The following is a 15,213-nucleotide window of genomic DNA, read 5'->3' on the forward strand; positions in this document are numbered from 1 at the left end:
CGCGCCGTGGTTATCGGCTGACGAGCGGCAAGCTCGTCACCCCGCACAGGAAGAAGGCGGGGACCTGCCGCACCGGGCGGTCGGCCACCGTCCACTCGCCCGGCAGGTGGTCCAGCAGCGCTTCCACCGCCGCCTTCGCCGCCAAGCGGCCCAGCGGGGCTCCGAGGCAGTAGTGCACCCCGTGGCCGAAACCGAGATGCGGTTCCCGGCGGTGCAGGTCGTACCGATCCGGCGAGGCGAACTGCTCCTCGTCCCGGTTGGCGGAGCCCAGATACGCGAACACGCGCTCGCCCGGCGGGAGCACCGCGTCGCCGAGGCGGACTTCCGCGCGGGTCACCCGTACCAGGATCTGCACCGGGGACAGATAGCGATTGGCTTCCTCGACCGCCGCCGGAACCAGCGTCCGGTCCGCGCGCAGTTCAGCGAGCGCCTCCGGATGCCACGCGAGGCAGATCACCGTGTTGGCGATGAGGTTGTGCGTGGTTTCGTTGCCTGCCACCAACAGCAGGTAGCAGAACGCCACCAGCTCCTCGGTCGTCAGTCCGCCGCCGTCCACCTCGGCGTGGATCAGCGCGTCGATCAACGCGTCGCCGGGCTTCCGGCGGCGGCGTTCGATCGTCGCCGCGACGTAGTCCCGCATCTCGCCCAGCAGCCGCGCGACCTCCGCCTGGTCCGGACGTTTGTCGTGCGACATGAAGATTTCCGACCAGCGCTTGAAATCCTCGTGCCGGTGCGGTTCGACCCCGAGGATTTCAGCGATCACCATGACGGGCAACGGGGCGGCGAGCGCGGCGACGACGTCGAGTCCGGCCGCGCGGTCCGCGAGCCGCTCCGCCGCCAGCTCCGCGATCTTCTGGCCCAGCGCGGCGATCCGGCGGGGGGTGAACGCGTGGTTGGCGAGCGCCCGCAGCCTGCGATGTTCGGGCGGGTCCTGGCGCATCATCGTCTCGCCGAGCAGATTGGCCCCGAACGACACCTTGGCCGAGAACCGCTCGTGGTCGTTGATCACCCGCTTGACGTCCTCGTGGCGGTACACGTGCCAGCAGCCGTCTTCTCCGCGCGTCACCGGTTTCGTGCGCCGGAATTCCCGGTAGTCGTCGTACCGGGCGGTGAGCCCGTCAAGGTCGGTCATCGTCGCTCCTCTACCAGCTCTTGATCATGCCCGCGTCGAGGACGTAGTCGGCGCCGACCGCGCTCGGCAGCCGGTCCGAGGCGAGCAGCAGCACCAGCGCGGCGATCTCCTCGGGTTCGATCAGTTCGCCGGTCGACAACCCCAGTCGCGCGGGCAGTGCGGCCAGGAAGTCGCTCGCCGGCATTCCCGCCTTGGCGGCGCGTTCCGGCGCCGTCCACGTCCGGGTGCGCACCGGCCCGGGGGAGACCGTGCGCACCCGGACTCCCGAGGGGGCCAGTTCCTCGCCGAGCGCGCGGCCGAAGTTGACGAGCGCGGATTTCGCCGCGCTGTACGCCATCAGCCGCGGCACCGCGAGGCGCGCGTTGACGGAAGCGATCGTGACGATCGCCCCGCGAGTGCGGAGCAGGCTGGGCACTGCTGCCCGCGCGGCGCGGACCGCGCTGAAGAAGTTGAGGTCGAAGACGTGCGTCCAGGTGGCGTCGTCGAGCGCGAGGAAGCCCTCGTCCGGCGGCGGCGGGCTGCCGCCGACGTTGTTGACGAGCAGATCCAGTGCGCCCAGCGCCGAAACAGCGTGCCGCACCAGCTGGTCCGGTCCATCCACAGTGGACAGATCGAGCGCGGCCGAGGCGGGCGCGAGTTCGCGGAGTTCGGCCGACACCGTGCGTGCGCCGCCGACGACCTCGACGCCTTCCGCGACGAGCGCGCGGACGACGGCCAGCCCGATCCCGTGGCTGGCTCCGGTGACGACGGCTTTCTTCCCGGCGAGCCCCAGTTCCATGCCCCCACCGTCGCGCGCGGTGCTCGAGCCGCGCTGGCGAAGGCCGCGATTCACAGGCGATCGAGGCGGAGTCGAGCAGCCGCGCCGACGATCTGGGAGTCCGCGATCCGTCATCCGAGACTCGCTGGACAGGGAGGCGAGCATGTGCGGCATCACCGGGTGGGTGGACTACTCCCGCGATCTGGCCCTCGCACGGCCGACGCTGGAGTCGATGACCCGGGTACTCGGCAATCGGGGTCCGGATTCCGAGGCGGTGTGGCTCGGCAGGCACGCGGGGCTCGGGCACGCCCGGACCGCTGTCATCGACCTGGCAGGCGGCCTGCAGCCGATGGCGGCCCGGGACGGCGACCAGGTTCAGGCGGTCGTCACCTACGGCGGCGAGGTCTACAACTTCGCCGAGGTGCGCGAGCAGCTGCGCGAAGCCGGGCACCGGTTCCGGACCGCCAGCGACACCGAGGTCGTGCTGCGGGCTTATCTGGAGTGGGGCGCGGAGTGCGCGAGCCGCCTCGAGGGCATGTTCGCGATCGCGATCTGGGATCCGCTCAGCGAGGAGCTTTTCCTCGCGCGGGACCGGATCGGGATCAAACCGCTGTTCTACGCCCCGCTGCCGGACGGGGTCGTCTTCGGCTCGGAACCCAAGGCACTGCTGGCGAATCCGGCGGTGCGGCCGGTCGTCGACCGGCAGGGTCTGCGCGAGCTGATGTCCACCGCGAAGGCGCCGGGGGTGTCGGTCTTCCGCGACCTGCGGGAGCTGCCGCCCGGGCACCTCGCGGTGGTGAGCAGGCGCGGCATCCGGGTGCAGCGGTACTGGCAGCTGCGCGCGAAACGGCACACCGACGATCTGCCGACGACGATCGCCACCGTGCGGGACTTGCTGGGAGACATCGTCCAGCGGGAACTCACCGCGGACGTCCCGCTGTGCTCGGCGCTGTCCGGCGGGCTCGATTCCAGCACGCTGACGGCGTTCGCCGCCGGCACGCTCGGAGCGCACGGCGACCGGGTCCGCACCATCACCACGACCTTCGACGGCTACGGCGACAACTTCCGCCCCGACGACACCCGCGGCGCGCCGGACGGCCCGTTCGCGGCTCAGGTGGTTCGCGCGTTCGACACCGACCACGTCGACATCGTGCTGAAGACGGCGGACCTCATCGATCCGGACACCCGGCTGACGACGGTCCGCGCCCAGGACATGCCGACGCCGTACGGAGACATGGACGCGTCGCTCTTCCACACTTTCCGCCGGATCAAGCAGCATTCGACCGTCGCGCTTCTCGGCGAAGGCGCGGACGAGCTGTTCGGCGGATACGTCTGGATGCATCAGCCCGAGTTCATCGGCGCCGGGACGTTCCCCTGGATCGCGCGGGAACAGCTGCACGACGGCTCCCGCACGGCTGGGCTGGGCCGCGGTCTGCTCGACCAGGGACTGCTCGGCAAGATCGACATGCCGGGCCACTACGCCGCGCTGTACCGGCAGGCCTGCGAGGAAGCCCCGCACCAGGAGGGCGAAAGCGCGGAAGAGCGCCTGCTGCGCGACGTCTGCTACCAGCACTTGACGCACTGGCTGCCGATGCTGCTCGACCGCGACGACCGGCTCAGCATGGCCTCCGGGCTGGAGGCGCGCGTCCCGTTCTGCGATCACCGGCTCGTGGAATACCTCTACAACGTGCCGTGGTCGATGAAAACCTTCGACGGCAGCGAGAAGAGCATCCTGCGGTCGACGGTGGCGGACAAACTGCCGCACGACGTGCTGTGGCGGCGGAAGAGCCCGTGGCCGGTGACCCAGGACCCGGCCTATACCCATGCCCTGCAAAAGGATCTGGCCGCGCTGCTGGCCGAACCGGACGCCCCGGTCCGGCAGCTGATCGACGTCGAAGCCGCTCGCCTCGCCTCGACCAGCACGTCGGACGAGGCCTACGGATGGCACAGCCGGATGAACATCGAACTGGTGCTGCAGCTGGACCTGTGGCTGCGCGACTACGACGTCGAACTGGCCGTCTGACCCGATGGCCGCCGAGACCCGTACCGGGAGGACGAAGATGCCCCAGCCGACCCCTCAGCCGCTGCCGCTGGCCCGGCGCTGCCCGCTGGATCCGCCGGACGAGTACACCCGGCTGCGCGCCGAGGCCCCGGTGAGCAGGCTGGCGCTGCCGGACGGCAACGTCGGCTGGCTCGTCTCCGGGTTCGAGGAGGTCGCGGCCGCGCTGGTCGACCCCGCGGTGAGCGCCAAGAGGAAGTTCCAGACCAACGTCTCCCCGGTGACCCTGACCGCCGAGGAGTTCGCCGCCTCCGGGTTCGGCGATTCGTTCATCGGGATGGACGCCCCGGAGCACACCCGCTACCGGCGGATGCTGACCGGGCAGTTCACCGTGCGGCGGTTGAAGGATCTCGCGCCGCGGATCGAGCAGATCGTCGACGACCGCCTCGACGCCGTCGTCGAAAAGGGGCCGCCGGCGGAACTCGTGCAGGACTTCACGCAGCCGGTGCCGTCGCTGGTCATCTGCGAACTGCTCGGGATGCCCTACGCCGACAGCGCGGAATTCCAGCGCAACGTCGATGTCATGATGCGGCTGGAGCGGACCAAGGACGAGCTGCTCGGCGCGATGACCGCGATGGGTTCGTACATGCACGAGCTGGTCCGCGCGAAGCGGGAACGGCCCGACGACGGGCTGATCAGCGGGCTCATCCAGGACACGCCGTCCGACGGCGTCCCGCTGACCGACGAAGAACTGGCCGGGATCGGCAATCTGCTGATGATCGCCGGATACGCGACGACCGCCAACATGATCACCATGGGCACGCTCGCGTTGCTGACCCACCGGTCGCAGTGGGAAGCCTTGCGGGCACGTCCGGAACTCGTCGAGAACGGCGTCGAGGAGATCCTGCGGTACCTGTCCGTCGCGCCGTTCGGGCTGCCGCGCACCGCGAAGACCGACACCGAGATCGGCGGACAGGCCGTCAAGGCAGGCGATCCGATCGTGCTGTCGATCGAGTCCGCCAACCGGGACCCGCGGCACTTCGACGCGCCGGACGACTTCGACATCACGCGGGAACGGCAGCGGCACGTCGGATTCGCCTACGGCGCGCACCAATGCCTCGGCCAGCAGCTCGCGCGGCTGGAGCTGGGGATCGTGTTCGGCAGGCTCGTCGAACGGCTGCCCGGCCTTCGGCTGAGCGTGCCGCTCGAGGAGGTCCCGATGCGCGACGACATGCAGATCTACGGTGCCCACGCACTGCCGGTCACGTGGTGACCCGCCCGACCCGACCCGGAGGTTCCGCGATGACATCCACCCCGAAGAAGCCCGCGCTTCCGGCGCACGAGACGGAGGCGGGCCGGACGCTCAGCCACCTCGTCTACCGGCCGTGGGACGGCCAGATCGTCGCCGCGGCGGTCCGGTTCGACCTCGCCGGAAAGCTCGCCGGCGGACCGCTCTCGGCGGAGGCGTTCGCCGAGGAGATCGGCGGAAACCCGCGCACGGTCGGGCAATTCCTGCGCGCTTGCGGCACTCTCGGGCTGGTGGAGCCGACCGAGTGCGGCGAGTTCGCGCTGACCGAACTGGGTTCCTCGCTGCGCTGGCTGGCGAACATGGCGCTGATGCAGATGGGCGAGGGCATGTGGAACCGGATGGCGCGGTTGCACGAGACCGTGCTGACCGGACGCCCGGTCCGCGACGACCGCGGCGAGGAACTCTACGACTACTACACCCGCCACCCGCGCGAGCGCGGATGGCACGCGGCCGCGATGGCCGACCTGACCGAGGACGCCGGGCAGGCGCTGGCCGAGCAGTACGATTTCGAGCCGTATCAGGAGATCGTCGACATCGGCGGCAGCATGGGCCTGCTGCTGTCTAAAATCCTGCCCGCCGCGCCGCACGCGAACGGCACGGTCGTCGACCGGCCGCAGATCGTGGAACAGGCGCGCGCGGCGGCCGGAGCATACGGCCTCGGGGACCGGCTTTCGTTCACCGGCGGCGATTTCTTCGCGAGCGACCTGCCGAAGGGCGATCTCTACCTGCTGAAGACGGTGCTGTGCGACTGGGGCGACGAGAACGCCGAGCGGATCTTGGCGAACGCGTTCCGCTGCACGCCGCCCGGCGGCAAGCTCGCGGTGATCGACTGGGTCCGCTCCGACGATCCGACACCGTCCGAAGTGGACATCATCAGCATCTCGCTGGAGGTGGTCACCGGCGGCCGGATCCGCACGGAGGCGGAATTCGTGGCCCTGCTCGAGGGCGTGGGCTACCGCTTCGACGGAATGACGACGGTGGCCAGCCGGGAGCGGTCCCGGCCTTGGTACGTGCTGCGGGCGACCCGCCCGTAGCCGGCAGCGGAACGACAGCGGCCCAGCCGGGGATCTTCCGACCCCCGGCTGGGCCGCTGTGTCTCACTGGGAAACCCGGCCGAGGAAATCCCGTTCTGGCAAGGGAAACTCGGCCGGTCTGGCCCGTGCCCGCGGGCGGTCGCCCGCGGGCACGGAGATCATCCCGCCTGCGGAAGCGCGAGGATTTCGCGGAGCACGGTGCGCAGTTCCTTCACCGGGTCGGCCGCCTGCTCCTGTGCGCGCCAGGCCACGAACCCGTCGGGACGCACCAGCGAAACGCCCGACGCCCCGATCCCGTAGGCCTTCAGGAACTGCTTGTCCTGATCCTGAACGTCGTCGCCGATGCGATGGACGTCCAGGTCGATGCCCAGCTCCGCGGCCACCCGCTCCGCCGCGGCGGTCCACTCCTCGCCGTCCGGACCCGCCAGCACGGTGAACGAACCCGTGCACAGATCCAAAGTGGACAGTGCGGAACCCGCCCGCTCCAGCCAGACGTGCGGCGCGCGAAGGCCCGGGCGTCCGCTCGGGGTGCGGGGATTCTCCACCGGCGCGTCCGGGGTGCCCGGCTCCGTGCGGATCGCCGCCGAACGGTAGCGGTAGCCGTGCGCCATCGTCACCTCGTCGATGCGGGTCGCCTCGTCGCCCTCCGCGTAGTGGCGGGCGTCCAGGATCTTCAGCGCCGTTTCCATCGTCGTCTGCGCCACCGGGTGGCGCTCCGCCTCGTACGTGTCCAGCAGTTCCGGGCCGGCGTGGCCGTGCAGGACCTCGGCCAGCTTCCAGGCGAGGTTGTGCGCGTCCGCGATCCCCGTGTTCGCGCCGAACGAACCGGTCGGGGGGACGACGTGCGCCGAGTCGCCCGCGAAGAACACCCGGCCCACGCGGTACTTCCGGGCCACCATCGCGCCGATCCGGACGTCCATCAGCATCCGGCTCCAGCCCGGCACCGGCGGCACCAGAGTCAGTTCGAGGTCCGGAATCCCGACCGCGGTGCGGGCCAGTTCGATGCACCGCTCCTCGGTGAAGTCGTCGATGCTCTCGCCCTGGTCGGCCTGGAACGGCACGCCGAGCATCCAGCGCCCGAGCTGGCCGAGCGGGACCAGCACCGTCCCGGTCTTCGGCTGGTTGAAGTAGGCGAGCAGGAACCGGCGGTCGCGCAGCACCGAGTCGAGGTCGGCGTCGAAGAGGAAGTGCGCGGCGTGCCCGAGCACGCCGGGACCGTCCGCCTCGACGCCGAGCTGGTGGCGGATGCCGGCGCGGTTGCCGTCGGAGGCGATGAGGTACTCGGCGCGCAGCGAAGACTCCGTCTCGCTGCCGAGGTCGCGAAGGACCGCCGTGATCCCCTTGCCGTCGTCCTCGAAGGACACGAGTTCAGTGGCGAACCGGACGTCGACGCCCGCGCTCTCGGCGTTGGCGCGCACGACGCGCTCCAGTTCGTCCTGGTCGATCATCGCCCAGTCGGTCGGGCTGATCTCGCCCGGGTGCACCTGGGCGAGCATGTTGATGCGGAAACGCTCGTCGCCGGCGAGGGTGTCCCCGCCGATCATCTCCGGCATGTCGGCGAGGATCGACAGGTGCTGGTGGATCTCCTCCTCGAGCCCGAAGGTGCGGAAGATCTCGAGCGAGCGGGCGTTGAACGCCCGCGCCTGGGGCATGATCGCGGTCGAGGGATGCCGTTCCACCAGCGTCACCCGAACTCCTTGCCGGGCAAGGAAAAAAGCTGCGGACAGGCCGGTGATGCCACCGCCGACTACGAGTACGGACGTCTCGTCGCCGCGTGATCCGGTCATGTGAGAACCCCACCTTCGTCTACTGGGACAGAATTTCGCGGCCGGTCCGGTTCCTGCCCCCGCCGGCTCACTGCAACCATAATCAAGGTTTTACTCCGCTGTGTCAACCATTCTCTTGATTGACTGCCTCCGCAGGCTGATTATAAGTCTCTGAGCAGCGGTTTTAGTCAAAAACGCGTGGTCTGGCGGATGGTCTCCCCCGGCCCGCGTCAGCGCCCTGCGAATGATCGTCAAGGTCCGGGGCGCATGATCGATCCGTAAGGCGTCCGGTGGTTGCTCACCCGCTTCCTGTCCGAACTCGGACAGGCCGGGGGAGGGTCGAGCGGGAGTGGATCGCGGACAGCAGCAGGAAACCTAACTATGGGGGGTTCAGTGTTGCGTATCGATCTTCTCGGTCCCTTGCAGGTCACCCTCGACGGGGCGGCGGTGACGCCTTCCGCGCCGAAGATCCGGCGGGTGTTCAGCCTGTTCGCCCTGTGCGCGAACCACATTGTGCGCACCGAGCAGCTCATCGAAGAGCTGTGGGAGGAGAATCCGCCGAGCAGCGTCAAGACCACGCTGCAGACCTACGTCTATCAGCTGCGGAAGTCCCTTTGCCTCGACGCCGCCCAGCGGCCGCGCGGCCGGGGCGCCGCCGCGGGCGACCAGCCCGTGCTGCTCACGCTCACCGGCGGCTACCTGCTGAGCGTCGATCCCGAAGTGCTGGACGCGAACCGGTTCGACCGCGAGGCCCAGCGCGGCTGGGCGGAGCTCGACGCGGGCGACCCGGAGGCGGCGTTCCGCACTCTCGACGACGCGCTCGGCCTCTGGCGCGGTCCGGCGCTGGTGGACGTCAACCCCGGGCCGTTGCTGCAAGCGGAGGCGCTGCGCCTCGACGAAATGCGCAAAAACGCGCTGGAGCACCGGATCGACGCCGCGCTGCGGCTCGGCAGGCATCAGGAGGTGCTCGGCGAACTGACCCGGCTGGCCGCGCAGCAACCGACGCACGAAGGGTTCCAGGCCAAGCTGATGCTGGCGTTCTACCGGTCCGGCCGGCGCTCCGAAGCCCTGCACGTCTACCAGCGGACGCGCGCCGCGCTGGCCCAGGAGCTGGGCCTCGACCCCTCGGCCGAGTTGCAGCGCGTGCACCGGGCCGTGCTGGCCGCGAACGGAAGCCTCGACCGCCGGACGGGCCCGGCCCCGGCGCAGCAAGCCCGGCCGGCGCGGCCGGAGCCGCCCCGGCAGCTCCCGTCGGCCGGACCTCAGCTGGTGGGCCGGAGCGCGGAACTGGAAGCGGTGCTCGCCGGGCTGCGTCCCGCCGACCGGCACGGCCCGGCGGTCGTCGCCGTCGAAGGCCCGCCGGGAGCGGGGAAATCCGCGCTGTGCGTCCACGCCGGACACGAGGTGCGGGACCGCTACCCGGACGGCCAGTTCCACGCGGTGCTCGCCGACGGCGAAGGACGGCCCTTGGAACCCGGCGACGTACTGGCCGAGTTCCTGCGCGCGGTCGGCATCCCGGCCGCGCAGATCCCGGACTCGGTCGACGAGCGGAGCCGGTGGTTCCGCACCTGGACCGCGGACCGGCAGGTGCTCGTGGTGCTGGACGATCTGGTCGAGGACAGCCAGCTCGCTCCGCTGGTCCCGGCCGGCCGCGAATGCGGGGTCGTCATCGCCAGCAGGCGGCGGCTGTCGGACCCGGGGGTCGCCACGACCGTTCAGCTCCGGCCGCTCGGGCCTGCCGACAGCGCGCGGCTGCTCGTCAATCTCATCGAGGCGGACCGGGGCGACGAGGCGTTGGAGGACGCCCGGCGTCTCGCCGCGCCCTGCGACGGTTTGCCGTTGGCGCTGCACACGGTGGCCACGCGGCTGAGGCTGCGCCCGCACTGGTCGATGCACCGGATGCTCGCCTGGTCCGATCTGACCGGCCAGCCCGGAACCGCCGGCGACGACCCGCTCGGCCTGCAGACGAGCGTCGCGCGGTCCTGCCGCACCGCGCGAGAGGACGCGCGCCGGGCGTTCCTGGAACTCAGCGTGCTCGACACTCCGGAAGTGCGGCTGCCGGATGTCGCCGCCGTTTTCGAACTCGACGGCTCGCGGGCCGAGGCGCTGCTCGACGAATTGGCGAATCTGCACCTGCTCAGCGTCGAGCGTTGCGGGGACGAACTCCGGTACCGGCTGCTGCCGAGCTTCCGTGCCGCCGGACGCTGGTTGATCGCCGAGGAGGACGAGCTGGCGCTGGCCGCGGTCTGCGATTGAGGGAAGGCTCGTCAGCGGGGAAAGCTGTTGCGCCCGCTGTACCTCAGGTGCAGCGGCCACAGATAAGGCAGCGGCCCGTTCCCCGCGCCGAGCAATTCCTCCGCGAACCACCGCGTCAACGGGTGGAATTCGAAGGACACCGGTTCGTCGTAGTCCGCCGGGGCCCGGCTCGCCGGCTCGATGTGCAGCAGGCCGTGCCCGACGAGCCGGGCCAGGATGGCTTCCGCGAACTTGGGGGAGCAGTCGAGTTTCGCCGCGACGTCGGCCGCGGTGAACTGGTCGCGGCCGAGCGAGGGCAGCAGGCGGAAGACTCCCCGTGCCGGCGCCGGCACCGTGCGAAGGCAGCTCTTCAGCCGCGCGCGCACGTCGAGTCCGCTGAACCGCAACATGTCCAGCGGTCTGCTGCTGCCCTCGAAATGCCGGCGCAGGTTCCGCACCGGCCATCGCGGGGCCGAGCGAAGGCGTGCGCCGAGGCAGCGCAGCGCCAGCGGAAGGTTCCCGCACATGCTCGCGATGCGCCGGACCTCGTCCGGCTCGGCGGCCGCGCGTTCGTGGCCGGCCATGCCGCCGAGCAGCTCCAGCCCCTCGCTGTCGCTCAACGGCTCGAGGTCGACGGCGTGCGCGCCGGGCATCGCCTGGAGCCCGCAGCGTGCCGTGACGATGACGGCACAGCCCGCGCCGGCGGGGAGCAACGGCTGCACCTGAGCGTCCGACGCCGCGTCGTCGAGCACGACCAGCACCCGGCGGTCCACGCACCAGCTGCGGAACATCGTCGCCCGTTCCTCGGTGCTGTCCGGGATCTGCGCGTCGACGAAACCGGCCGCACGGAGGAGCTGGCCCAGCACTTCGCTCGGTTGCCGAGGTGTGTCCTCGGACGCGCCGAGCGTCGCGTAGAGCTGGCCGTCCCCGAACACCGGCCGCAGCCGCTGGGCGAGCCGCGTGGCGAACGCGGACTTGCCGACTCCCGGCATGCCGTTGACGGCCACCACGCGCAGCGCCTCGTCCTCCCGCTGGCCGGGACAGAGCCAGTGCGCGGCTGACGAGATCTGCTCGGCGCGGCCGACGAAGTCGGCGATGTCGTTCGGCAGCTGCGCCGGGGCGGCGATGGTGATCCGTTCCGTTCGCGGCTCCGGAGCCAGCCTGCCTTCGGCCTCGCCCGCCAGCATCGACTGGTGCAGCCGCTGCATGTACTGCGACGGTTCGACGGCCAGTTCCTCGACCAGGCGGCCGCGGAAGCGGCGGAAGACGTCGAGTGCGACGTCCCGGCGCTGGCAGCGGTAGAGGGCGAGCATGAGCTGGCTGTGGAAACTCTCGTGGAGCGGATGGGTGATCGTCAGCTCCTTGAGTTCGCTGACGAGGTCCCGGTGCCGGTTCAGCTGCAGGTCGGCCTCGATCCGTCCTTCGAGGGCCCGCAGCCGGCTCTCCTCGAGCCGGGCCGCGTAGGCCGTCAGCAGCTCGCCGGTCTCGACGTCGCCCATGGCCGGGCCGCGCCAGAGCCGCAGCGCGTAGCTCAGCAGCTCCGTGGCCTGGTCGGGGGCCCCGTTCTCCAGCGCGGTGCTCCCGCGCTGCATCATGTTCTCGAACTGCCATTTGTCGACCGCGTCGGAGGCGATCTCCAGCCGGTAGCCTTGCCAGGTGGTGTGCAGTGCGGCCGCCGGTTCGCCGGTCTCGTTCGGGAACATGTTTTTCCGCAATCGGTGAATATAAGTCTGCACCGTGACTTGCGCACTGCGCGGCGGCCGCGCGCCCCACAGTTCGTCCACCAGATCGTTCATGGAAACCCGCTGGTTCGCGCGCACGATCAGCAGCGCCAGAATTTCCCGCAGCTTCGGCGCGCTGGGGGTGATGTCCCGGTCATCGGATAGTACGCTCAGCGGTCCGAGCAATCTGAATTGCAGCGCCATGCCGTCCGACGGTGTTTGCATTCGGTGCGTTCCCCTCCGTGCGGGCGAAAACGAAAATTGATTCGTCCACGAGAGAACGGCTGCCGCGAAGAGGGCGCACGCGATCCCGGCTTTTCCGGGCTCTATCCACGTCGAGCGCCGATACTGCTTCGTGAATCGAATTACCCCAGGCCCCAGTGTTAATGCGTACGCCTGTGCGAGACGTACGGCCAGTACGTTACTGCTCGGCCTGAGCACCGTCGATCGCCCATTCGATGGGGGATCGCAGGTCGCCGGGAGAGGATCTTGACTGTCAGTATCTGCGCAGGCAGCGAGGGTAGTTCGAGCAAGAAAGGCGGGCAGCGGCGGCAGGGGGGCGCGGCCGCCGCCCGCGCCCGTTATCCGGGCAAGTGCCCGGATGGCCCGGTTTATTCTTTATGTCTTGTTTTTCTGCTTGTTTTCCGGCAATTCCTCGGTCATCCAGCGCAACAGAGACGTACTGTGCGTGCCCGCGCGGAACGCCGGGTGCGCCAGAATATCCCGCAGCACGCCAGTGGTGGTGCGGACGCCCGGGCCGCGCACGCGGAATTCGCCGAGTGCTCGGGTCATCCGGGCGATCGCCTGCTCCCGGGTAGGCGCCCAGGCGATCACCTTCGCCAGCAGCGAATCGTAATAGGGGGGAACGAACCAGCCGGGATAAGCGTGCGTGTCGACCCGCACGAACGGCCCGCCAGGCGGAACGAATTCGTCCAGTTCTCCTGGGCAGGGGGCGAAGTCGCGAGCGGGGTCTTCGGCGTTGACGCGGCATTCGATCGCCACGCCGTTCGGCCGTATGTCGTTCTGGGTCACCGAAAGCGGCAATCCGGCGGCCACGCGGATTTGTTCGCGCACGAGGTCGATGCCGGTGACTGCCTCGGTCACCGGATGCTCGACCTGGATCCGGCAATTCACCTCGATGAACGCGGCCTCGTCGCCGCTGACGAGGAATTCGAACGTGCCGACGCCGGTGTAACCGGCCGCGGACGCCCCGCGCACGGCCGCCTCCGCGAGGCGGTCGCGCAGCCGCGGCGACAGCCCGGGAGCGGGGCTCTCTTCGACGAGCTTCTGGTGCCGGCGCTGCACGGAGCAATCCCGTTCGCCGAGGTGCACGACGCGGCCGTGGCCGTCGGCCAGGATCTGGATCTCGACGTGCCGCGCGTCCTCCCAGAACTTTTCCAGGTAGACGCGGTCGTCGTTGAACACTCCGCGCGCGGTCGCCCGGGTCGTGCGGAACGTGGGCACCAGGTCGTCCCATTCGCGCACCACGGCCATGCCCCGCCCGCCGCCGCCCGCGGCGGCCTTGATGATCACCGGCAGGCCGACGCGTTTGGCGATCTCGACGAGTTCGGCGGCGGTCGTCACGGCCTCGGCCGATCCCGAAAGCACCGGCAGCCCGGCCTCGGCCATCAGCTCGCGGGCCAGCACCTTGTCCCCGAGCCGGGACATCACCTCGGGGCGGGGCCCGATGAAGACGATCCCGTTGCGCTCGCAGATCTCGGCGAAATCCGGGTCCTCGGAAAGGAACCCGTAGCCGGGATGAATCGCCTCCGCGCCGGTGCGCAACGCCGCCTCGATGATCACCGGCGGGTAGAGGTAGCTCTTGCGCGACGGCCCGGGGCCGATCTGCACGGTCTCGTCGGCCGCGAGCACCGCGGCCGAATCACGGTCGGCGGTCGAATGCACCACGACCGTGCGGATGCCCATTTCCTGACAGGTGCGGACCACGCGCAGCGCGATCTCCCCGCGGTTGGCGATCAGCACCTTCCGGAACGGCGGCTCGTCGGAACTCATCGGCCTCATCCCTCCAGCCGGCGCCGCAGCCACATCAGCGGCTGCCCGTACTCGACCGGCGAGGCGTCCGCGGCGACGATCTCGGTGACCGTGCCGGCGTGCTCGGCGAGGATCGGGTTCATCAGCTTCATCGCTTCGACGATGCCGACCTGCGTGCCGACCTCGATCTCGTCGCCCACCTCGACGAACGGCCGCGCGCCCGGTTCGTGGGCGCGGTAGAAGACCCCGACCACCGGGGCGGGCACCTCGACCAGGTCCCGGTCCGGCTCCCGGCCGGGGGACGGCTCGGCCGGGGCGGCGTGGTCCGGAACTGGCCACTCGACCTCGATGCTCGCGTCGCCGTAGCTCACCCGAGCGCGTGCGGGGGCGGCCGGCGCCGCGTTGACGACGTCGGCGAGGCTCCGGCTCAGGACGGCCATCACGGCTTCGGGGACCGCCGCGTGCTGCGGGGCGATGGATGCGTGCGTTTCGGTCATCGGACTGCCACCTCGATTCGCCGCGCCGCGTCGATCGTCCCGACCCGGCGGAACTTCGCGCGCCGGGCGGCGACCAGTTCGGTCCGGTCGCGGCCGCGCAGCTCGCGCAGCGCGCACAACACGGCCGAGCGCACCAGCGCCGTGGCGCGTTCCGGGTTGCGGTGCGCCCCGCCGGGCGGTTCGGGGACCACCCCGTCGATCACCCCCAGCTCCAGCAACGAACGGGCGTCCAGCCGCAACGCGCGGGCGGCGGCGCCCGCGGCCGCGGCGTCCCGCCACAAGATCGCCGCGCAGCCTTCCGGGCTGATCACCGAATAGATCGCGTTCTCGCACAACAGCACCTGGTCGGCGACGCCGAGGGCGAGCGCTCCGCCGCTGCCGCCTTCTCCGGTGACGACGGAAACCACCGGCACCGGCAGACCGCCGAGGGTGCGCAGGCACTCCGCGATCGCATTCGCCTGTCCGGCGCTTTCGGCCTCGGGACCGGGGTAGGCGCCCGGCGTGTCCACCAGGTTCACGACCGGCAGGCCGAGCTTCCCGGCGAGGCGCAGCAGCCGGATCGCCTTGCGGTAGCCCGCCGGGGACGGCATCCCGAAGTTGCGCCGGACCAGATCCGCCGTGGTGTGCCCCTTCTGGTGGCCCAGCAGCAGGACCGGCAGGCCGTCGAGCCTGCCGATGCCGCCGACGAGGGCAGCGCAGTCCTCGCCCGCCCGGTCGCCGTGCAGCTCGAAGAAGCCGTCGAGCCAGGCGCCCGCGTGGTCGAGGGCGGTC

11 protein-coding genes are annotated in these 15,213 nt (G+C 70.5%); 4 read left to right on the plus strand and 7 right to left on the minus strand.

What is annotated here, in order from left to right; genetic code table 11:
- Window positions 1–10: 10 nt before the first annotated feature.
- Window positions 11–1,132 (minus strand): cytochrome P450, encoded by a 1,122-nt coding sequence (locus D0D37_RS30860; RefSeq protein WP_116204116.1) that lies wholly within the window; start codon window positions 1,130–1,132, stop codon window positions 11–13.
- Between the two features lie 10 nt (window positions 1,133–1,142).
- Window positions 1,143–1,910 carry an SDR family oxidoreductase gene (locus tag D0D37_RS30865; protein WP_116204117.1) on the minus strand — a complete coding sequence of 256 codons (768 nt, stop codon included), beginning with the start codon at window positions 1,908–1,910 and terminating at the stop codon, window positions 1,143–1,145.
- Between the two features lie 142 nt (window positions 1,911–2,052).
- On the opposite strand from D0D37_RS30865, the gene asnB reads away from it, so the two are divergent.
- From asnB to D0D37_RS30880, 3 genes are read left to right on the plus strand one after another with little or no spacing between them, the layout of a single operon-like run.
- Window positions 2,053–3,912 carry an asparagine synthase (glutamine-hydrolyzing) gene (gene asnB / locus D0D37_RS30870; protein WP_116204118.1) on the plus strand — a complete coding sequence of 620 codons (1,860 nt, stop codon included), beginning with the start codon at window positions 2,053–2,055 and terminating at the stop codon, window positions 3,910–3,912.
- A gap of 37 nt (window positions 3,913–3,949) precedes the next feature.
- On the plus strand, window positions 3,950–5,161 hold the full coding sequence (locus D0D37_RS30875) for a cytochrome P450 (protein WP_116204119.1): 1,212 nt from the start codon (window positions 3,950–3,952) through the stop codon (window positions 5,159–5,161).
- A gap of 29 nt (window positions 5,162–5,190) precedes the next feature.
- Window positions 5,191–6,231, plus strand: coding sequence for a methyltransferase (locus D0D37_RS30880; protein ID WP_116204120.1), 1,041 nt, complete (start codon window positions 5,191–5,193; stop codon window positions 6,229–6,231).
- Window positions 6,232–6,389: 158 nt separating this feature from the next.
- On the opposite strand, the gene D0D37_RS30885 is transcribed toward D0D37_RS30880, so the two are convergent.
- Window positions 6,390–8,018, minus strand: a complete 1,629-nt coding sequence (locus D0D37_RS30885) for an FAD-dependent oxidoreductase (protein WP_116204121.1) — start codon at window positions 8,016–8,018, stop codon at window positions 6,390–6,392.
- A 360-nt stretch (window positions 8,019–8,378) separates the two neighbouring features.
- Between D0D37_RS30885 and D0D37_RS30890 the strand changes: the two genes are divergently transcribed.
- Window positions 8,379–10,253: an AfsR/SARP family transcriptional regulator gene (locus tag D0D37_RS30890; RefSeq protein ID WP_116204122.1), complete on the plus strand. Its 1,875-nt coding sequence runs from the start codon at window positions 8,379–8,381 to the stop codon at window positions 10,251–10,253.
- An 11-nt stretch (window positions 10,254–10,264) separates the two neighbouring features.
- On the opposite strand, the gene D0D37_RS30895 is transcribed toward D0D37_RS30890, so the two are convergent.
- The 4 genes from D0D37_RS30895 to accA all read right to left on the minus strand — a co-directional run.
- The gene (locus D0D37_RS30895; protein ID WP_162834548.1) at window positions 10,265–12,157 is read right to left on the minus strand and encodes an AfsR/SARP family transcriptional regulator; all 1,893 of its coding nucleotides are present in this window, start codon (window positions 12,155–12,157) and stop codon (window positions 10,265–10,267) included.
- A 414-nt stretch (window positions 12,158–12,571) separates the two neighbouring features.
- Complete coding sequence (locus D0D37_RS30900; protein WP_116204124.1) at window positions 12,572–13,966, minus strand: acetyl-CoA carboxylase biotin carboxylase subunit; 1,395 nt, start codon at window positions 13,964–13,966, stop codon at window positions 12,572–12,574.
- Between the two features lie 5 nt (window positions 13,967–13,971).
- Window positions 13,972–14,442 (minus strand): acetyl-CoA carboxylase biotin carboxyl carrier protein, encoded by a 471-nt coding sequence (locus tag D0D37_RS30905; protein WP_116204125.1) that lies wholly within the window; start codon window positions 14,440–14,442, stop codon window positions 13,972–13,974.
- On the minus strand, window positions 14,439–15,213 hold a 775-nt coding region (gene accA / locus D0D37_RS30910; protein WP_279630342.1), incomplete at its 5' end, for a carboxyltransferase subunit alpha. The genes accA and D0D37_RS30905, both read right to left, overlap by 4 nt.

The sequence above is a fragment of the Amycolatopsis circi genome (assembly GCF_003385235.1).
GTDB lineage: Bacteria > Actinomycetota > Actinomycetes > Mycobacteriales > Pseudonocardiaceae > Amycolatopsis > Amycolatopsis circi.